This is a genomic window from Nocardioides sp. CER19 (assembly GCF_029846275.1).
In the GTDB taxonomy this organism is placed as follows: domain Bacteria; phylum Actinomycetota; class Actinomycetes; order Propionibacteriales; family Nocardioidaceae; genus Nocardioides.
Genome location: NZ_JARVWS010000002.1, coordinates 1,119,394 through 1,139,082, shown reverse-complemented (window position 1 = coordinate 1,139,082; position 19,689 = coordinate 1,119,394). Strand labels below are relative to the sequence as shown.

Genomic DNA, 19,689 nt, shown 5'->3' with positions numbered 1-19,689 from the left:
GCGCAACTATGTCCCGGTCGTGTTGTGCCCGGCCAGTCAGATCGAATCCCCTGTTCTTGAGAACCAGATCCCTCACGAGGCGATCGGATCGTGGAATGGTGGGGCTCCTCCAAGAAGGAGAACCCCTCGCATCAACTGTGAGGGGTTCTCTGCTTTGCGCAACAGGTCTTCGCGACCTCAGGCGGCCCAGTCCCAGTGCCGGCGCTGGGCGTCGACCGCCCATGCTTCGATTCTGCTGAGATCCGCCACACGCGGGAGCGGCGAACGGTCGTCGCCGAGCAGTGCTCGCACCTCCGCTTCGATCTGGGAGATCTCGGCTGAGACCTCGAGGCGCCGCACCTCGCCCCGCTTGACCGCGAGCACCCGCTCGCGCTCGCGGTCCGGGAGCGGAAGGCTCAGCGAGCCCGTCGAGGCGATCTCGAGACCCTGGTATGCGAGCCGGAGGGCGTGGCTGCCGTACTTCACGTCCCACCCATACCTCGCGATCAGCTCCGGTCGGTTGGGAACATTGCGCTTGAACTGGCCGAGCATCCGCTCGTGCTGGGAGTGCATGTAGCCGAGGAACCGCTCGACTGCGAGACGGGAGAGGAAGGCCGAGCGCATCTCCCGGAGCTCCTCACCGAGCGGCGTCACGACCACCAGCGAGTCCGCGGGGGCGTAGAGCGGCAGCATCACGGTCGGGTTGCCCTTGATCGCCAGGCGCAGGTACTTGCGGAGCGAGTAGAGCACCAGATCGGTGTCGCCGGGGCCACTGCGGACGCCCTCGGGCTGAGTGCGCCAGATGTAGTCGTTGCGGTACTCGCCGACGCCCAGCACGTAGGACGGCGGCTCGATGTAGACGCCCATCTCGTCGTGGTCATCGGTGCCTTCGATCGCGATCCCGTGCACGCCGCTGCCCACCACCGAACGAAGGATCTCGTTGGGCAGGGCGACAGACGCGTTGCCGTACTCGAGGTTCCTCATGGCTGCTGACTCCTGACACCTGCCACGGTGGCAAGTCGACGAGCGTCTCGTGCTCAAACATCGCGACGCAACGCATTTACGTCCGGCAGACTCTGCCGGTGCTCCTGACCGTCACCACCACCCACCAGTCGGCGACCAACGTCGACTTTCTCCTGCACAAGCACCCCGACCGGGTTCCGGAGTTCAAGCGGTCGTTCGGCACGGGGAACGGTCCTCTGCCCCCGAGGCCACTGAGGAGCGGTGCACGCTCCTCGGGCTCCTACCGCGCTTCGTGCCCTGCCGGCCGCTCCATCATGGATTCGAGGCGTGCCACCAATGCTGCCGCTCGCACTGCGTCGACCTCTTGCTGCTCGCTCTGCCCAGAAGTGTGGGCAGCGACCAGGATCGATGGCACCTGCCGCATTTGATCGAGCGCGTCATCAGCCCAGACCATGTCCTCCGGTGAGGCCAGGACGCCCTCGGCGATCCGTAGCGCGGTCTCCAGTGCGGGGTCGAGGGCTTCCACTGCGGAACGGACCCCGCGGCGTTCGCCTGCCGTGCGCTCACGCACGAGCAGCAGCCGCTCGCGTGCTCGTTCGAGCGAGTCCCGTACAGCGGGCGCACCGGGATCAACCCGAAGGCGTACTGCTCCGGCGAGAACCGCCAGCACGGCTCTCCGCCGCTGCTGCAGCGCCCAGCGAGCGGTGACCAGCGTCCCAGCTGCCACGGCCGCGAGACAGCCGATGACAGTCTCGAGCAGGCGGTCGAGCGTCAGCGCGAAGACCGCCGTCGCGTGCGATGCGGCAGCCACGAGCATCGTCGCCTGAGGCGTGACGAAGACCATCGCCATCGCATAATTGCGTGCGATCACAAGTTCGGTCAGCAAGGTGAGACCCGCAAGACTCACCGCGACCTCGTAGCCATGGACACCGAACGCCGCGATGGCCGCGGCCAGCCAGCACCCTGCCGCTGTACCAAGCCCGCGGAGGAAGGCAAGACGGTTCGCGCTCGCCAGATGGCTGCCGCGCGCCAGGACGGCACCGGCCGTCGCCATCGCCCAGTAGCCCCGCCCGGTGTCCACCAGCGTCGCAAAACTGCCAGCTAGAGCCACCGCGGCACCGCATCTCAACGCCATCAAGGGGACCGGCGAGAACGGCAGATGTGCAAGTTCCTCGCGCAGCCGGATTCGTGACGCCCCGGGAGGGACGGGGTGCCGGACCGCCCCTCCCCCGCGACCGAAGGCCGCCACCACGCTCAGCGCCGTTGCCATTGCTCCCACCACGATGACGGCCGCGCCACGGACGAGTGTCTGTCCCGGTGGAAGCCCGCTACCGACAGCGCACAACAGGATCGGCATGACGGTGGCCGGGACCCTGGCTCGCACGACAGCACAAACCGCCGTGCAGGCGATCGCCCACGCCGCGTTGCCAGCTAGGCCGATCCAGGCGTGGCCGGCCAGCAGGCTCCCGAAGGCCAGGCTCAGCGCTAGGCCGATCGTGGCGGACCCCACCGCGCGGGCCTCGCGTCCCGGACGGCCGTTCCCGGCGTAGAGCGCCGCCAGCGATCCGGTGCTCGCGATGAGCCCGAGGGTGGGCTGCCCGAATTGGTAGCCGAGTGCGATCGGGGCGCCGGTGCACGCTGCCGCGACGAGCGCGCTGCGGAGCCGCGAGGGAGCAGCCCGGAATCCGATCAGTTCACGCACCGTGACCGGGGCTCGCAGCGGGACTCGCATCGTCCGCGGATCAGACGGGGTAGTCGCGGTGCCGGTCGGCGACGGTGACCCAGCGTGTCTCGGTGAAGAACTCGGCGCCCCAGTCACTGCCGAAGTGACCGAACCCGCTGTCCTTGACACCACCGACCGGTGCCTGCGGCTCGTCGGCGATTGACTGATCGTTGATGTGGACGTTGCCGTGGCGCAGCTGGCGTGCGATCGCCAGTCCCCGGCCAGCGTTCTCAGTGAACACCGCGCTGGAGAGGCCGAAAGGCGTGTCGTTCGCGAGCGCGATGGCCTCCTCGTCGGTCTCGACGCGGAAGATGCATGCGACCGGCCCGAAGACCTCCTCGCTGTAGATCCGCATCGCCGGCGTGACGCCGTCGAGCACCGTCGCCGGGTAGTGCACTCCCTGGGCGGGGCCGCCACCGATCAGGACCCGCGCGCCCTTCTCGACCGCATCGGCCACGAGCTCGGCCACGCGCTCAGCAGCGCGTCCGTGGATCATCGGACCGACGAGCGTGTCGTGTGCATCCGGCTCGCCCTGCTTCAGCTCGGCAACCTTGGCCACGAAGGCCTCGGTGAATGCATCGGCGATGCCGTTGTGCACGATGACCCGGTCAACGGAGAGACAGATCTGGCCGGCGTTCATGAACCGCGCGAACGTGACGCCATGGGCGGCGAACTGCAGGTCGGCGTCGTCGAGGACGAGAATCGGGTTCTTGCCGCCGAGCTCAAGCATGACCGGCTTGAGGTACTTGCCAGTGAGCTCACCGACGATCCGGCCGACGGGCGTGGAGCCGGTGAAGTTGACCCGGCGTACCCGCTCGTCGGCGATGAGCGTCTCGACGATGACCGGAGCGTCATTCCGGTCGTTGGTCACGACATTGACGACGCCCTCCGGCAAACCGGCCTCGGCGAGGATGTCGGCCAGGAAATAGCCCGAGGTGATCGGGGCATCCTCGCTCGGACGGATGACGACCGGGTTGCCCATCGCCAGCGCGACCGCGATCGCACGGGCGCACAGGATCAGCGGGCCGTTCCACGGGACGAAGGCGACAACAACGCCCGCAGCCTCCCGCACCGCCATCGACCACTCGCCGGGAACGTCGCTGGCGAGGAGCGCACCGGTCGGCCGGGTCGCCATGGTGGCGGCCTGGCGGATGAGGTCCACCGAGAGCTGGATGTTGAAGCCGGCCCAGATCCGGGTGCCGCCGGTCTCCTCGACCATGATGTCGGCGAACGCCTCAGCCCGCGCCTCGAGAAGGTCGGCGGCCTTCTGCAGCAGCCCGCGACGAGCCGATGGAGCCGTCGCCGCCCACCCGGGGAATGCGCGGTGCGCGGCATCGATCGCGAGCGCGACGTCTGCCGGGCCTGCGGCCGGCACGGTGAGGTAGACCTCACCTGTGACCGGGTTGACGTCGTCGGTGGTACGTCCCGACATCGCGGGGACTTCCTTGCCACCGATCAACAGACCGCGAGACGCGGTGGTCGTACTGATTACAGACATGCTCTGCTCCTCGACGTGGTCCATGCCCGGCCGGGATCGCCCCGGGCCGGGTGTGGCATCACTGTCGTCCGCGTTGTGACGGCGGCGGATCAGTCACGCGACGTGCGCCGCGACCAGCGAAGTCACTGGACATGCCGCGTGGGCCCCCCTTTGAGATAGCACTGGGATTCTGACGCCAGACGGGCGCGCAGTCTGAGCAACGGTCTTCCGCATGCATAGCCCGTTCGGCGTGCGTCCGAACCTTGGCCGTCCTACGAGCTGGCGGATGCAGCGCGCTTCCGCACCCAATCGTCGAACTCCATGGCGTGTGCTCGCTGCGAGTCGATCACGTGCTCGAGCGCATAGGACAGCTGTTCGTCGAGTTCAGCGCTCGGGCCGTAGTCAGAGAGGAGAACGGCCTCGGCCCGGGCGAAGAACACGCCGTGAAACTCGCGCTTCGCGAAACCCAGGTCCCCAGCACGGACCTGTTCGACCATCGCTGTGCGGTCCAACAGCCGCTCGAGGGTCGGCCAGCCCACTTGTTCCAGTTGGCATTGGATGTCCGCGGCAACGTCGGGTGCGTCGTCCGGGTCGTTGACTTCCCACCACGCGTAAACGCCTGCCGGTGAGCCCGATGGATGCAAGCGCTCGCGGTACAGGCCATAGGACTCGCCGAGCGACTTAGGCAATGGACCCTGCCGCGCCTCTGTCCACGCCAGCCACGGTTGCGGCGCCAGGGAGAGGTTGACGACGCACCGCAGCGATTCGCGGCTGCTGTACTGGGAGGTCTGGACGTTCACGATGGCCCAGTCACCCAGGTCAGTGTTCCTGCGCCAGTTCGGCACCGAGCCCTTGAATCCGTGTTCACGTGCGGCCGGGCCTACGACGTCGCGCAAAGCGGCCTTGAGGGCAGCTTGGACTGTCGGAGCGCCGTGTGCCTCGATGACTGGTGAAGTCGAGGTGGAGCGACGTCGAAAGCGCATGTCGCACACTGTGCCTGACCGTTGGTGTCGACACTCGTAATCCCAGCGCTATCTCATAGGGGGGCGTGGGCGGCGGAGCACCGCACTATTGGAGGGTTGCGGTCACTTTCGTGCGAGCGCGTCGCTCAACTGCACCCGCGACCCGATGCCGAGCTTGGCGTACACACTCGCGAGGTGCGCGCCGACCGTGCGATGCGAGATGTAGAGTTGCTTGCCGATCTCGCGGTTCGTGAGCCCCGTTCCGGCCATCCGTGCGATCTGGAACTCCTGAGGCGTCAGCACGTCAGCGGGCGAGCTTTGCGGCTCCGTGGTTCGCTCTCCCGCAGCACGCAGCTCGATCCGGGAGTGATTCGACCAAGTGTGCAGACCGAGGATGTCGAACGTGTCGCGCGCCATGCGGAGATAACGGCGAGCTTCGAGTGCCCGGCGCTGACGGCGCAACCAGAGTCCGATCGCAAGCTCGCTGCGGGCCCGAAGGAATGGTCGTGAGCTGAGGTCGGCGTCGACGGCCGCCTGGTAGAGGTCCTCAACGTGCTCATCCGCCGCGACGAGCAGTCGGGAGACGGCGAGACCCGCCAAGAGCTCCGGTGAACCCGAAACCCGCGCATCCTCCTCGATGCCCGCCATCACCGTGGCGACCTCTCCGATTCGGCCGCTGCGCATCGCGGCGACCGACAAGTCCACGACGTTATAGTTCTTGAGCGCGAGCTGATAGGTCGCATCCGTCGGGTCATGCATGCGCAGCGCCCTGTCCAGCGCCTCGTCGAACTCACCGCGGCTCAGCGCTGCCTGCACCCGAGCATGTTGCGCGATGGACAGGACGTTGCTGCAACGGACGGGTGCCGCGATCTGCTCCGCCCGCCGAGCGAGCTCGTCACACTCCTCAACGCGGCCACGCAGTGCCGCAACCCGTGCCTGGCATGCGAGCGCGAACGCATGCATGTAGGGCTGCCCCGTCTCGACGGAGAGGCGTACGGATTCTTCCGCCGTCGGGATCGCCGCGTTGACGTTCCCGAGTTGGGCCGAGGAGTAGGCGTGCGCCCCTAGGGCCTTCGCCAGGGTATGTAGACGACCCTCCTCACGGAGCCGGGCGAACGCCGCCTCTTCTACCGTCACCGCAACGTCGAGCGCGCCCGCCTGCACAGCCGCGGCGCCGAGCGTCGCCATCTCAAAGGCACCAAGGTCCGGCCGCTGAAGTGCGGTCTCGCACCGGTCCCGCACGACCCGACCGCGGGCGATCGGGGCTGAATAGGCGGTCGCGCAGATGCTGCGGGCCTCCAAGGGGTCGGTGGACAACACCTCGACCGCACGCAAGACGCGCATCCGGACCGCCTCGCCTGGCTCATTCCAGTAGCTGCGCAGACTGATATGCCAGATCATCTTCATCGCCAGTTCGTGGTCGCCGCCCGCCGCGACGGACTCAGCCAGTTCGGCGACGACCACCGAGTCAGAGGCCTTCACGCCCACGCCCTCGTTGTAGGAGGCCTTCACCAACGTGATGCGAGCAGCTTGCTGCGGCGTCAGGTGCAGTTGCGCGGCGCGGTCCGCGAGACGAGTCACTACGTCGGGTCGGCCCGTGGTCACGGCGCATTCGGCCGCCTTGAGCAATCGATCAGCGCGCCGTTCCGCGTCAGGGCTAAGCTGGGACGCGCGCTCGAAGGCGAACACAGCCCCGGTGTTGCTCCCCCGTCGCTGCGCGCGGACAGCGGCGTCTTCCAAGGCAGCGGCAATTGCCTCGTCCGGTTGGTCGCTCGCCAACGAAGCGTGCCACGCCCACCTGTCGATCTCGCTCGTCACCAGCTCCGCGAAGATTCCGTGCACCTCACGGATCCGAGCCGGTCCCGCGACCTGTCGCACGGCGGATCGGACGAGGGGATGGTGGAACGCGATCTCTCGGCCTGGTGCGTCGATGAGGCGAGCCTCCACCGCAGGCAGGAGATCCCCAAGTCCCACCGGGGAGCCCACCAAGGCTCGGGCGGCCGCAAGAATCTCGGCCGCGTCTGACCGGTCGTACACCGCCGCGGCCTCGAGCGCCGCGCGAGCACGCGGTGGCAGCCCCTGGATCCGCTCGCCGTACGACCGCTCAAGGCGCGCCGTCATCGGGAGCCATGGGGCGGTCAACATCTCGTCCGGCTCGGCGCCGTCGGCCGCGGCCGGCAACTCGATCAGCGCCAGCGGATTCCCGGCCGCCTCGAGGAGAACCCGCTCGCGCAGGGCGTCTGAGAGCCCGTGCGCATTGCGGTCCAAGAGCTCGCCCGAGGCCGCCGGCGGGAGGGGACCGATGTCGAGATCGGGAAGCTGCGCCTCGTCGATGCGAGCCGCGGGGCCGATGCGCTGCGCTGCGAGCAAGAGGATCGGCTCCGAGGCCAGCCGATGGCCCAGGAAGCCGAGGACGGAGGAGGTCGCCGCATCCAGCCACTGCGCGTCGTCGACGATCAGCACGACCGGGCCGGCCTGAGCGATCTCGGTGAGCAGGTTCAGCGCGGCCAGCGCCACGATGTACCCGTCCGAGACCTCGGCGTCGTTGATGCCGAGCGCTGCCTTCAACGAGTCGCGCTGCTTCGGTGGCAGCGTGTTGAAATGCTGCCGCAGCGGGTGAAGCAGCTGGTGCAGGCCCGCGAACGGTAGATCGGCCTCAAGCTCAAGACCAACGGTCCGCAGAACCCGGTAGCCGAGATCGGCGGCGCGTCTTGCAACCTCCGCGAGGAGCGCACTCTTGCCAACGCCAGCCTCGCCCCGCAAGATGAGTGCGCCGCCGGCGACAGGCAGTTCACCAAGCATGGAGTCGAAGCGCTCCATCTCGGTGTCACGCCCTATCAGCATGGCCGAAGGCTACTGTCGGGGCTTGCTCGGTGAGCCAGTGACCTAGGTCGTCTCACGTCGCGGATCCGATGGTCTAGGTCATTCGGCAGATGTGTCCCCGTCCTCCCGGTCATAGCGTTTCGCGCTATGACCACGGAGATCCGCCTCGAGAGCTCGCCTGCCGCTTCTCCCCTCTTCGGCCGAGACCACGAATTGCGGATCGTTGAGCGTATCCTGGCTGCCGCCGCTGGCGGCGTGGGTGAGGCCGTCCTCCTGCGCGGCGACACCGGCACCGGGAAGTCCGCGGTGCTCAATACGGCTCGCGCTCTCGCCGCCGAGCGCGGGTTCTATGTCTGCGCGGCGACCGGCATCGAATCCGAGACGGCTATCCCGTACGCGGGGCTGCACCAGGTGCTGAAGCCGTTCCTCCCGCGCATCCACGAGCTGATGCCGCGCCAACAAAACGCATTGCTCACGGCGTTCGGGCTAGACGACGGGCCGGCGCCGGAGATGCTCATGGTGGGTCTCGCGGCATTGCAGCTGATCAGTGATCCGGCCGACACGAGCCCCGTGCTGGTCGTCGTCGACGACGCGCAGTGGCTCGACGCGTCCAGTGTCGACGTGCTCGCCTTCGTCGCACGGCGGATCAACACCGAGCGGATCGGCCTGGTCGTCGCGGTGCGTAACGGGATCCCGGCGCGCATTGGCGACGCAGGGTTACCGGAGCATGGCGTCGCACCTCTGGACGTGGGAGCTGCCGAAGCGCTCCTTGACGTCGTCGCACCCGGCCTCCCTGCAACGTCGCGCCAGCGCGTCCTCGCCGACTCGGCAGGCAACCCACTGGCGTTGATCGAGCTGTCCCAGGCCATCGACCAGCACAACGGGACACGCGCCTCCTCAAGCTTGCATCTGCCGATCAGTTACCGGCTTGAGCGGTCGTTTCTCCGACAGGTCTCGCAGCTTCCGACGACAACCGCGTTCGTCCTCCTCGTCGCTGCCGCAGACGATTCATGCGACGTCGGTGAGATCCTCGCGGCCGCGACTGTCGCGCTCGCTGATCCGGCCTCGACGGCGAGCCTCGACCCCGCTGTGGCAGTCGGGCTCGTCGAGGTCCTCGGTCATGAGCTGCAGTTCCGACACCCTCTGGTCCGCTCGGCGATCTACCAGTCCGCGCCGCCATCGCAGCGCGCAGCCGCCCACACCGCACTTGCCGAGATCCTCCAACCGCATAAGGAGCGCCGCGCCTGGCACCGAGCCGCAGCGTGCATCGGGCAGGACGACGACGTCGCCCGCGACTTGGAGGCCGCGGCGGGGACGGCATTCGACCGCGGCTCGGCCCGAACGGCGGCTGTGATCCTGGGTCGAGCTGCCTCGCTCGGCGAGTCTGGGAAGAGCCGAGGCCGCTTGCTTCTTCGCAGCGCCGAGGTCAACATCCGACTCGGCGACCTGGAGGTCGCTCGGCAGCAACTTGCCGATGCCATGCGCGAGCAACTCACCGAAGAGGAGGAACTCCGTGCGCTGATCTGGTCCGAGGCCATCAACGACCGCAAGTGGTTCAGCAGCGCCACGATCGACGTTTTCGCCTCGCTTGCCGGCGACCTGGCTCGATCTAGCGCCACGGGCAAGGACCTCGCCCTCCAAGCACTGTTTCAGTTCGTCATCGCTGCCTGGTATGAGGACGTGGCACCCGAGACCCGGAATCGCATGGTCGAGATGGTGCAGCAGCTGAAGCGCGGCGACGACGACATGGAGGCGTTGGCGATCGCCACCTTCGCTGACCCCGATCGACAGCTCGGCGCGCTGGCGGAACGGTCGGCGCACTTCGTACCGGAACGGCTGTCGGTGGCGACGCAGCGGACCATCGGTGTCACATTCGGTGGCGCCTCGGACTACGAGCGTGCCTGGCCGTGGCTCAGCGCAGCAGCGGACGGGTACCGTCAAGAAGGCCTGCTCGGTACTCTCGCCGACACCTTGGTTCCCCTCGTGTGGGCCGCGATCCCGCTCGGTAAGTTCCGAATGGCGGAGACCTTCGGCGCCGAGCTCGCTCGGCTGTACCGGGACTCGGGACGGGCCCGATGGGCCGTCGTCGGTGACTTCGCGGTCGCAACGATCCTTGCCGAACGCGGCGAGACCGAGCGGGCACTCGCGATGATCGCTGATGCGGAACGTGAGCTCCGGGACCTCGGCGGGAGCCAGGGGGCCCGGTGCTACGCGCAGTACGCGCGCGGAAGGGCAGCGATGGTGGACCACGATTACGACACCGCCTTTGCGGAGCTGGCCCGTGTCTTCGATCGCTCCGACGTCCTCTTCCACCCGTTCGCGCGGCATCGCAGCACAGCCGACCTAGTCGAAGCAGCGTTGCGAAGTGGCCGGAGCGACGACGCGCGTCGCCTCATGGACGACCTCGAAGAACACGCTGCGCGACAGGGCTCATCCTCGTTCTTCCGCGCGACAGTCACGTACCTGCGCCCTCTGATCGCCGGTGAGCAGGATGCCGAACTGCTCTTCGACCGGGCCTTGGGTGGCCCGCTCGCGGGCTGGCCGTTCCTCCTGGCCCGGACGCAACTCAACTATGGGCAGTGGCTCCGCCGTCAGCGCCGTCTCATCGACGCTCGCACCCAATTGCGGGCAGCGGTCGCAGGACTCGACTCTCTGGGCGCAACGAGTCTCGCAGACGACGCACGGGCGGAGCTCCGGGCGGCCGGAGAGGCCGCGCCTCCGAGCGCCGTCCAGCAAGTCGACGACCTCACGCCGCAGGAGCTGCAGATCGCGCGACTGGCTGCTTCAGGCCTGACCAACCGGGAGATCGGAATGCAACTGTTCCTGTCACACCGCACGGTCGGCTATCACCTCTACCGGATCTTCCCGAAGCTCGGCATCACCAGCCGCGCACAGCTGCGCGCACTGGATCTCGGCCCCGAGTAGGGCTAACCGATCCTGAGGTCTGCGATGAGCCCGTCCCGAAGGCGGAACCGCATGTCACCGGTCCCGTTGTAGCCGTTGCCGGAGACACGGATCGTGGCGATGTAGTGATCTGGTCGCGCGTCGGCGGCGATGCGGAGCAGCTCGAAGTGTGCTTGGACACCGATGTTGTCGGTGCTGTCCCACGCACGCACTCCCTGGTGCCCGCGGAACGAGCGTCCCCAGTCGTACAGCGTCGCGTCGTCGGTGAAGGCGGCGACAAAAGAGTCGGAGTCGGCGGCGTTGGTCGCATCGACGAACTGCTGGATGGCGGCGGGCATGTCAATGGTCATGCGTGCAGCGTCGTCCGCCGCGCGCCGGTTCGCATACCCCTCGTGCGACTGGTGCACGACCTGCCCGCTGGCCAGTCACCCAGGGCCGGTCATCGACCGGTCGCTCAGCGGAAGATGCGGGGCCTAGCCATCCATGAGCATCGGCGGCGAGCACACCTCGCTCTCGACCGAAGGGAAGCACCACATGACCGAGACGGCCCTCCTGGGCAAGACGATCCTGATCACAGGCGGCGCCAAGAACCTGGGCGGCGCTGTAGCGCGGGACCTCGCCGCCGCAGGCGCCAACCTGGCGATCCACTACCGATCCACCCGCGACAAGGGTCTCGCCGAGGAGACCGTCGAGGCCTGCATCGGCGCCGGTGGCGACGCGATCGCCATCCAGGCTGACCTCACGTCGGTGAGCGCCATCCAACAGGTGTTGGACACGACCGTGCGTCAGTTCGGCTCGCTATACGGAACCGTCAACACCGCCGGTCTCGCGCAGGGCAGCCCGATGGTGGAAGTAACCGAGGAGCTTTACGACAGTCACTTCGACATCAACGCCAAGGCCGCGTTCTTCGTGATGGCCGAGTCCGCCAAGCGGATCGAGGACGGCGGCAAGATCATCAACATCCTCTCCTCGCTGTTGGCGGCGTTCACCGGTCGCTACTCGATCTACGCCGGCAGCAAGGCACCGGTCGAGCACTTCACCCGTGCACTGGCCAAGGAGCTGGGCAGTCGGCGCGTCTCGGTGAACAACCTTGCCCCCGGCCCGATGGACACCACCTTCTTCTGGAACGCGGCCGCGGACGGCGAGGCGGAGTACTCGGCCAACGCGACCGCCCTTGGTGAGCTCACCAAGGTCGAGTACGTCGTTCCGTGGGTTCGGTTCCTGATGACGAACGGCTGGTGGCTCAACGGCCAGACCGTCTTCCTCAATGGCGGGTTCTCGACCCGCTGACCTGCCGCGGCGCGGGGCAGGGAGGCTGCCCCGCGCCGCCACTGTCACCCAGTAGGAGACCCCGTGGCCGACCTCATCGACGTCCACTCGCACTTCCTCGCCGACCGCTTCGTCGCCGAAGCGATCGCCGCGGGACACACGCTCCCCGACGGGATGCCGGCCTGGCCGACGTGGGACGCCGAGACTCATCGGCGGCTGATGGATCGATGGGGCATCGCTCGATCGATCCTTTCGATCTCCTCACCCGGCGTGCACTTCGGTGACCCCCGCCGGGCCTGCGAACTGAGCCGCCACGTCAACGATGTCGGCGCTGCGACGGCGACCGGCCGCGCGGACCGATTCGGCCACTTCGCCTCGCTCCCGCTGCCCGACGTCGACGCCTCCGTCGCCGAAGCGGTACGTGCGCTCGACGAGCTGGACAGCGACGGCATTGCGGTGTTGAGCAGTGCTGCGGGCCGCTACCTCGGTGACGAGCGGTACGTGCCTCTCTGGGCAGAGATCGACCGGCGGGACGCGGTGGTCTTCGTCCACCCGACGTCATCGAGGCACGCGGAGGAGCTCGCGCTCGGGCGCCCGCGCTCGATGATGGAGTTCTTCTTCGACTCCGCCTGCGCGGCCGCCGACCTCGTCTTCGCCGGCGCGCTCGCTCGATTCCCGCGCGTCCGTTGGCTCTTCAGCCACTGCGGTGGCACGCTGCCGGTCCTCGCCGACCGTCTGGACCTCTCCGGACCGTCTTTCTGGGCGGCTCCGCCGAGCAGCAGAGTGTCGTCGACCAGCTCCCCGCGCTCTGGTGGGACAGCGCCGGATCGCCGTTCCCGCGTCAGCTCCCGGCACTCCGGGCGGCCTTCGGCACCGATCACTTGGTTTACCGCAGCGACTACTGCTTCACACCCCCTGCCGGCGTGGACGCCCAGCTCTTCTCGATCGACCAGGCTGGCCAGGCGGTGGGCGACTAGAGAACGTTGATGGCTCTGAACGCGGCTCGGCTCCTGGACAGGACTTGACCAGGCGCACCGGTCACTCACCAGTCATTTCACAGAAGCGGCGAACAGCCTCTCGCTCCTAGCGTCGAGGCATGACGACACCCCCCGTCACCACATCCCCTGCCGACTCCGCCTGCGTCACCGAAGCGCTCCAGCGGGTGCTCGACTCCGTCATCGATCTGAGCCTGACGCTCAAGCACGCGCACTGGAACCTGGTCGGCCCGGACTTCATCAGCGCCCACACGATGCTCGATCCCCAGGTCGAGGTCGCCCGCAACATGGCCGATGATCTCGGCGAGCGGATCGCCACCTTGGGCGTTGCGCCGGACGGGCGGCTGCAGGCGATCGCCGGGCGCCTCGAGCGCAGCACCTACCCGTTCGGGCGACGCTCCGCGGTCGAGACTTTCGAGGTGCTGACGGAGGTCTACACCGACCTCCTCGGCGCGTACCACACAGCGATACCGCTGCTGGACGACGATCCAATCTCCCAAGACCTGGTGATCGGGCAGGCACGTGAGCTGGCCAAGAACCAATGGTTCGTCCGCGCCCATCTCGATCACCCAGACGGACGGGACGGCTAGCGGTCCGTCCCGAAGCGACACCGATGTGAGGAGACGCCCGCTCTGGGCGTCTCCTCCTGTCATTTCGGAACGACTGAGCCTCAACCAGTCACTGCCCAGTCATCTCCACAGGTGCTGGGCCAGTCAGACAGCAGAAGCCATGGACCGTCCCACGGCGCGACGCTCAGTGCCGTCCCCACTCCCTCATTCGAAAGAGGCAGCCATGAACACCCAGCAGTCCACCCAGGGCCGCGTCGCCATCGTCACCGGAGGCTCGGGCGGGATCGGGCAGGCGGTCTGTCATCGACTCGCCGACGAGGGCTACGCCCTCGTAGTCAGCTACGCCGGCCGGGCCAGCGAGGCCGAGGTCCTGGTCAAGGAGATTGGCGACCAGGGCGGGCGCGCCGTGGCGGTCGGCGCCGACGTCGCCGACCCGGCCCAGGTCGGCGTGCTCTTCGACGCGGCGGAGCACAGCTTCGGCGGCATCGACGTGGTCGTCAACACGGCCGGCATCATGCTGCTCTCGCCGCTCGCCGAGCAGGACCTCGACGTGTTCGACCGGATGGTCCGCATCAACCTCCGGGGCACCTACGTGGTGAGCCAGGAGTCCGCCCGACGCGTTCGTGCCGGCGGCGCGATCATCAACTTCTCCTCGTCCATCCCGAAGCTCGCGACCCCGAACTACTCCGGCTACGCAGCGACCAAGGGCGGCGTCGAGGCGCTCACGTTGATCCTGGCCCGCGAGCTGCGTGGCCGCGACATCACCGTCAACGCTGTTGCGCCCGGCCCGACCGCCACGCCGCTCTTCCTCGACGGCAAGCCGCAGGAGGTCATCGACCACCTCGCGAAGATCGCGCCGCTCGAACGCCTCGGCACGCCTCAGGACTCCGCCGAGGTCGTCGCCTTCCTGGCGGGTCCCGCTCGCTGGGTCAACGGCCAGGTCATCTACGCCAACGGCGGCGCGATCTGAGCCTCGCTCCCCCTTCCATCCCACTCTCCAGAAGGAAGACACCCATGACCTCGAAGATCATCATCGTCACCGGCGCCTCCAGCGGCTTCGGCGCCATGACCGTGCGCAACCTCGCCGACGCCGGCCACACCGTGTACGCCGGGATGCGCGACGTGACCGGCCGCAACACCAAGGCGGCGGCCGACGCGGCGTCCTACGCCACCACCAACAACGTCAAGCTCCGCAGCATCGAGATGGACGTCTCCCAGCAGACCTCCGTAGACGCCGCCGTCGAGGCCATCGTCGCCGAGCACGGCGGCGTCGACGTCGTCGTGCACAACGCCGGCCACATGGTGCTCGGGCCGCTCGAGGCCTTCACCGCCGAGCAGCTGGTCAGCGTGTACGACACGAACGTCATCTCCACCCAGCGGGTCAACCACGCCGTCCTGCCGCACATGCGCGATCAGCGCGACGGCCTGGTGGTCTGGGTCGGCTCCAGCAGCACCAAGGGCGGCACCCCGCCGTACCTCGCGCCGTACTTCGCGGCGAAGGCGGCCGAGGACGCCCTCGCGGTCTCATCCGCCGCCGAGCTGGCTCGCTTCGGGGTCGACACCTCGATCATCGTGCCCGGCTCCTTCACCACCGGCACGAACCACTTCGCGAACGCCGGGCACGCTGCTCGCGTCGACGTCGTGGAGGCCTACGACGGGCTCTACGCCGGCCTGATGGACCAGGTCGCCAAGAAGCTCGCCGACCTCGCTCCGGCTGACGCCGATCCTGCCGAGGTCGCCCGCACCATCGTGCGGGTCGTCGATCTGCCCAAGGGCGAGCGGCCGTTCCGGGTGCACATCGACCCGGCGAACGACGGCTCCGAGACCGTCTCCAACGTCGCCGACCTGGTCCGTCGCGAGTTCTACCACCGCGTCGACCTCGAGGACCTCCTCCACCCGAGCCTCTGACCCTCGACGGCCGGCCCCCTCCATCCCCGGGGGCCGGCCGACCATCCCTCCCCACACACAGAAGGACATCGTCATGTCACATCACCTCGACACACCGCAGGCCGCCCAGAACGGTCAGCTCTTCATCGACGACCTCTACATCTTCGACGGCACCGACTCGACCGTGCTCGTGATGGACGTCAACTCCAACATCACGGGCGTCTACGCCGAGCCCGGCTTCCACCCCGAGGCCCGCTACGAGTTCAAGCTCCACCGTGACGGCGCGGCGCATGAGGATCTCACCTACCGGTTCTCCTTCGGCTTCGCCGACGCCGACGGCACTCAGACGATGCAGCTGCACGCCCTGACCGGCGCCGACGCCGTCGGCGACGACAGCGTCGGCGAGCTGGTCCTGGAGGGTCGTACGGGCATCGCCGCCGAGCGAAACGGCATACGCGCATGGGCGGGCCGCGCAGAAGACTCGTTCTACATCGACCTCTCCCTGCTCGCCAAGGTCAACGCCGCCGTCGCCGACGGCACCGCGATCGACCTCTCCGATTGGGACCCGGCCGCGGCCCAGAACAGCTTCACCGGCACCACCGTCAACTCGATCGTCCTGGAGATCCCGCACACCGACGCCTCCCTCCGCCCCGGAACACGGGTCGGCGTCTGGTGCGCGACGAAGCTCGCCACCGACGCCGGCGGCTGGCGCCAGATCAACCGTGGCGGCTTCCCCATGATGTGGCCGATCTTCTGGCCTACCGACACCGACTTCACCAACCCGGCCAACACCCGCCACCCGTCGGAGGACGTCGCCGCCGAGGCGAGCCACCTCGCCGGCCATGTCGCCGCCGTCGTCAAGGCCACCGGCACCACGGACGACGCCGAGGGCTACGGCATCACTGTCGCCGGCCAGCTCCTGCCCGACGTGCTGCCGTACGTGATCGGCACCCCGGCCAGCTTCGGCTTCGCAACGCGCAACGGCCGCACCCTCGCGGACAACGCACCCGAGGTGATGCTCTCGCTGGTCGCCGGGACCGCGATCCCGTCGGGCCTCAAGCCTGAGGTCGCGGTCAAGCAGCGCAGTAGCCGGTTCCCCTACGTCATCCCCGCCTAAGACCACAAGGAGCAAACAGCCATGACGGCCAACCCCCGTAAGGTCGCTCTCGAGCCCGCCGCCCAGGCCTTCGTCGAGGCGACCGCCAACCCGCCTTACCTCTACCAACTGCCGCCGCAGGAGGGCCGCGCGGCGGTCGACAGCGTCCAGGACCAGGAGATCTTCAAGCCGGCGATCGACGAGGAGTGGACCGAAGTGCCGGGTGGCCCGTCCGGCTCCGTCAAGGTCCGCATCGTCAAGCCGCAGGGGGTCACCGGCCCGTTGCCGGTGATTCTCTACATCCACGGTGCCGGCTGGGTCTTCGGCAACGCCCACACCCACGACCGCCTGGTCCGCGACCTCGCCGTGGGCACCGGCGCCGCGGTCATCTTCCCCGAGTACGACCGCTCCCCCGAGGCGCGCTACCCGCACGCCATCGGGCAGGCCTACGCCGTCGCCCAGTGGCTCACCAAGGAGTCCTCCGACAAGGGCCTCGACGGCGGTCGGATCGCCATTGCCGGCGACTCCGTCGGAGGCAACATGACGGCTGCGCTGACCCTGATGGCCAAGGCCGGCGGCGATGTCACCTTCGCCGGCCAGGTCCTCTTCTACCCGGTCACCGACGCCGCCTTCGACACTGCGAGCTACCACGAGTTCGCGGACGGCTACTTCCTCACCCGCGACGCGATGAAGTGGTTCTGGGACCAGTACACGACCTCTGAGGCTCAGCGCGCGGAGATCACCGCCTCCCCGCTCCGCGCCACCCTCGACGACCTCAAGGGTCTCCCGCAGGCACTGGTCATCACGGGCGAGGCCGACGTCCTTCGTGACGAGGGCGAGGCGTACGCGGCCAGGCTCCGCCGGGCTGGCGTGCCGGTCACCGCGGTGCGCTACCAGGGCATCGTCCACGACTTCGTGATGGTCAACGCCCTGCACGACACCCACGCCGCCCAGGGCGCCATCGCCCAGGCCGTCGCCTTCCTCAAGTCGGCACTCAACGCCTGACCTCCCCGCCGGTGCGGCGTCTCATGACCTGAGGCGCCGCACCGGCTGCACCCGTTTGCCAAAGCAGCGATCCGAGAGAAGAGACCCATGACCGAGACCCGGCCGCCGCTCCCTCCGTTCGACCTCGAGAGCGCAATGGCAAAGGTCCAGGCCGCCGAGGACGCTTGGAACACCCGCGACCCTTCAACCGTCGCGCTCGCGTACACACCCGACTCCGTCTGGCGGAATCGTGACACCCACCCTGGTGGGACGCCCGGCCATCATCGACTTCCTCACGCACAAGTGGCGCCATGAGAGGGACTACGCGCTGCGCAAACGGCTGTGGGCATTCCGCCACGACCGAATTGCAGTTCGCTTCCAGTACGAGTGGCGCGACAACGCTGAGCAGTGGTGGCGCAGTTACGGCAACGAACTCTGGGAGTTCGACGAGCACGGGCTGATGCGCCGACGCGAGGCCTCGATCAACGACCACCGCATCGATCGCTCCGAGCGCCGGATCCTCGGACCTCGGCCCGCCTCCGAACGCGGACTGGACTTCCCCGTCTGGTGAGCGAGTACCGCTCCGGACCCACGACCTCGAAGGAACTGACATGTCCCAATCCACGACGCGCCTGACGCCTGCAGCGCGCCGGCATCACGCCCGCGGCTTCTGGCTCGTGGCCCTCCTCTTTGCTGCGACCCTAGCCTTCGCGACCGTCCCGGCCCCGCGTTACGGCCTGTACGCAGCCGAGGACGGATTCGGTTCCTTCACCGTGACAGTGATCTTCGCTGTCTACGCTGTCGGCGTGGCCCTCAGTCTCTACCTCACCGGCCACCTCTCCGACCGCTACGGTCGGCGCCGTCTGGTGATCCCGGCCGTCATGTTCAACATCATGTCCGGCCTGGTCTTCGTGACCTCCCACGAACTGGGCTGGCTGCTGCTCGCCCGCTTCCTGTGCGGCGTCGGCGTCGGCATGCTGACCGCCACCGCGACAGCACATCTCATTGAGTTGCACCGCCACGCGCGTCCCAACGCCGCGCCGACTCTGGCCGGTGTCGTCGCTACCGCCGCGAACCTCGGCGGTCTGGCCCTCGGTCCGCTGGTGGCCGGCTTCCTGGCACAGTACGTCGGCCGCCCGCTTTTCACACCATTCGTCGTCTTCCTCTTCATCCTGAGCACCGGCGTGCTCCTGGTGGCGACCGTTCCCGAAACCGTCGAACTGCCCGCCGATGAGTGGCGTTATCGCCCACAACGCATCTCGATCCCGGAGGTGTCCCGAGCCGGCTTCTGGGCAGCATCGATCGCGTCGTTCGTCGCCTTCGCCAGCTTCGGATTCTTCAGCTCGCTCGCCCCGTCGTTCGTAGCCGGCACCCTGCACCACACCTCGCATGCCCTCGCCGGCTTTGTCGCGTTCAGCGCGTTCGGGGCCGCCGCGATGGCCCAGATCATCGCCGCGACGTGGAGGATCGATGAGCTCTACGTCATCGGTTTGATCGGTCTGGCAGCGGGCCTGGTCCTCACCGTTGTCGCGATACTCAGCGCCACGCTGGCCACCTTCATCGCCGGCGGCCTCATCGTCGGCATCGGTGCGGGGCTGGCGTTCAAGGGCGGCGTCTCCGCCGTCATCCAGATCGCACCGCCTGCTGTTCGTGGCGAGACCCTCGCCACGCTCTTCCTGGTCGCGTACGTCGGAATGGGCCTGCCGGTCGTTCTCCTGGGCATCGCGCTGCAGCTCGTGACGGTACATGCCGCGGTGCTCGCCTTCGGCGCCCTGATGCTGATCCTGATCGCAGCGTCCGCACTGCTGATCACCACTGGAAGACGTCCACGCCCGGTGTCCGCCTGAGAGGACCACACCGAATGACGAAGGCGCTCGCGTCACCCGTCGCGAGCGACCTTCGCATCGGGGTGGTCGGCACCGGCCAGCACCGAATCGCGTCGTCATCGGTTCGGCATCCACGGCCGGGCCAGTTGCGCTGGCCCAGCCACCACTACCAACGCCATCGACGGGCCTGGCGACCCACATCCGTCGTCCGCGAATGCAACCACGGGACGTC

At 68.1% G+C, this 19,689-nt stretch carries 17 protein-coding genes; 11 read left to right on the top strand and 6 right to left on the bottom strand.

From position 1 onward, the window contains the following. Positions 1-177: 177 nt before the first annotated feature. The 5 genes from QDS12_RS13980 to QDS12_RS13960 all read right to left on the bottom strand — a co-directional run bounded on the left by QDS12_RS13980 (position 178) and on the right by QDS12_RS13960 (position 7,948). Positions 178-963, bottom strand: coding sequence for a nucleotidyltransferase domain-containing protein (locus QDS12_RS13980; protein ID WP_279879732.1), 786 nt, complete (start codon positions 961-963; stop codon positions 178-180). Between the two features lie 259 nt (positions 964-1,222). Next, positions 1,223-2,644: an FUSC family protein gene (locus QDS12_RS13975; RefSeq protein ID WP_279879730.1), complete on the bottom strand. Its 1,422-nt coding sequence runs from the start codon at positions 2,642-2,644 to the stop codon at positions 1,223-1,225. A gap of 40 nt (positions 2,645-2,684) precedes the next feature. Next, positions 2,685-4,163: an aldehyde dehydrogenase family protein gene (locus QDS12_RS13970; protein ID WP_279879728.1), complete on the bottom strand. Its 1,479-nt coding sequence runs from the start codon at positions 4,161-4,163 to the stop codon at positions 2,685-2,687. A 251-nt stretch (positions 4,164-4,414) separates the two neighbouring features. After that, on the bottom strand, positions 4,415-5,125 hold the full coding sequence (locus QDS12_RS13965; RefSeq protein WP_279879726.1) for a DUF4304 domain-containing protein: 711 nt from the start codon (positions 5,123-5,125) through the stop codon (positions 4,415-4,417). A 102-nt stretch (positions 5,126-5,227) separates the two neighbouring features. Next, entirely contained in the window at positions 5,228-7,948 is a 2,721-nt protein-coding gene (locus QDS12_RS13960) for a LuxR family transcriptional regulator (RefSeq protein ID WP_279879724.1), read from the bottom strand. Between the two features lie 126 nt (positions 7,949-8,074). Between QDS12_RS13960 and QDS12_RS13955 the strand changes: the two genes are divergently transcribed. Continuing rightward, positions 8,075-10,852, top strand: a complete 2,778-nt coding sequence (locus QDS12_RS13955) for a LuxR family transcriptional regulator (RefSeq protein WP_279879722.1) — start codon at positions 8,075-8,077, stop codon at positions 10,850-10,852. Positions 10,853-10,854: 2 nt separating this feature from the next. On the opposite strand, the gene QDS12_RS13950 is transcribed toward QDS12_RS13955, so the two are convergent. Continuing rightward, a complete protein-coding gene (locus tag QDS12_RS13950; RefSeq protein ID WP_279879719.1) occupies positions 10,855-11,181 on the bottom strand; it encodes a nuclear transport factor 2 family protein in 327 nt (108 codons plus the stop codon). 184 nt (positions 11,182-11,365) lie between these two features. Here QDS12_RS13950 and QDS12_RS13945 point away from each other — a divergent pair, with 184 nt between their 5' ends. The 10 genes from QDS12_RS13945 (at position 11,366) to QDS12_RS13905 (ending at position 19,478) form a co-directional block, all read left to right on the top strand. Continuing rightward, positions 11,366-12,121 carry an SDR family oxidoreductase gene (locus QDS12_RS13945; RefSeq protein ID WP_279879717.1) on the top strand — a complete coding sequence of 252 codons (756 nt, stop codon included), beginning with the start codon at positions 11,366-11,368 and terminating at the stop codon, positions 12,119-12,121. Between the two features lie 63 nt (positions 12,122-12,184). Continuing rightward, positions 12,185-13,087 (top strand): amidohydrolase family protein, encoded by a 903-nt coding sequence (locus QDS12_RS13940; RefSeq protein ID WP_279879715.1) that lies wholly within the window; start codon positions 12,185-12,187, stop codon positions 13,085-13,087. A gap of 109 nt (positions 13,088-13,196) precedes the next feature. Continuing rightward, positions 13,197-13,685 carry a DNA starvation/stationary phase protection protein gene (locus QDS12_RS13935; protein WP_279879713.1) on the top strand — a complete coding sequence of 163 codons (489 nt, stop codon included), beginning with the start codon at positions 13,197-13,199 and terminating at the stop codon, positions 13,683-13,685. Between the two features lie 202 nt (positions 13,686-13,887). Then, positions 13,888-14,634: an SDR family oxidoreductase gene (locus QDS12_RS13930; protein ID WP_279879711.1), complete on the top strand. Its 747-nt coding sequence runs from the start codon at positions 13,888-13,890 to the stop codon at positions 14,632-14,634. A 44-nt stretch (positions 14,635-14,678) separates the two neighbouring features. Next, the gene (locus QDS12_RS13925) at positions 14,679-15,572 is read left to right on the top strand and encodes an SDR family NAD(P)-dependent oxidoreductase (protein ID WP_279879708.1); all 894 of its coding nucleotides are present in this window, start codon (positions 14,679-14,681) and stop codon (positions 15,570-15,572) included. Positions 15,573-15,645: 73 nt separating this feature from the next. Beyond that, positions 15,646-16,668 (top strand): DUF4331 family protein, encoded by a 1,023-nt coding sequence (locus tag QDS12_RS13920; RefSeq protein WP_279879706.1) that lies wholly within the window; start codon positions 15,646-15,648, stop codon positions 16,666-16,668. 21 nt (positions 16,669-16,689) lie between these two features. Beyond that, positions 16,690-17,652, top strand: coding sequence for an alpha/beta hydrolase (locus QDS12_RS13915; RefSeq protein WP_279879704.1), 963 nt, complete (start codon positions 16,690-16,692; stop codon positions 17,650-17,652). An 87-nt stretch (positions 17,653-17,739) separates the two neighbouring features. After that, the gene (locus tag QDS12_RS22670) at positions 17,740-17,946 is read left to right on the top strand and encodes a DUF1348 family protein (RefSeq protein ID WP_347882182.1); all 207 of its coding nucleotides are present in this window, start codon (positions 17,740-17,742) and stop codon (positions 17,944-17,946) included. Then, the gene (locus tag QDS12_RS13910; RefSeq protein WP_279879701.1) at positions 17,882-18,202 is read left to right on the top strand and encodes a DUF1348 family protein; all 321 of its coding nucleotides are present in this window, start codon (positions 17,882-17,884) and stop codon (positions 18,200-18,202) included. The genes QDS12_RS22670 and QDS12_RS13910 overlap by 65 nt, the downstream gene beginning before the upstream one ends. Before the next feature lie 40 nt (positions 18,203-18,242). Continuing rightward, positions 18,243-19,478 (top strand): MFS transporter, encoded by a 1,236-nt coding sequence (locus tag QDS12_RS13905; protein WP_279879699.1) that lies wholly within the window; start codon positions 18,243-18,245, stop codon positions 19,476-19,478. Positions 19,479-19,689 lie beyond the last annotated feature (211 nt).